Raw genomic sequence first — 428 nt, forward strand, 5'->3', positions numbered from 1 at the left:
CCCGGGAAATTAATGCAGGACCTGCATGGCAAAACCGTCATTTTACGCACCTACGAGGCCGCAAAAAATACCGGACTTTTTCAGGAGGTGTATGTGGTGACAGACAGTGATGTGATCTTTCGCGAAATTACTACTAACGGCGGAAATGCCATCATGAGCAAAAAGGAGCACGAATGCGGGAGCGACAGAATTGCCGAAGCCGTTGAAAATATGAAGGTGGATATTGTGGTGAACGTGCAGGGGGATGAACCTATGATCGATACGGACAGCCTTGCTTTGCTGCTGAATGTCTTCCGCGGAAAAGACGCGAACAGGATCGACCTGGCTTCATTGAAAGCACCGCTGAAGGAAAAAAAGGATATTGACAATCCCAACAATGTAAAGGTGATCACCAATAAGGAGGATTTTGCTCTTTATTTTTCGAGATC

1 protein-coding gene is annotated in these 428 nt (G+C 46.5%); it reads left to right on the forward strand.

Annotated features, from left to right (window positions below; all coding sequences use genetic code 11):
- On the forward strand, positions 1 to 428 hold a 428-nt coding region (locus HC175_RS19125; RefSeq protein ID WP_168139751.1), incomplete at both ends, for a cytidylyltransferase domain-containing protein.

This window comes from Salinimicrobium oceani, from assembly GCF_012037645.1.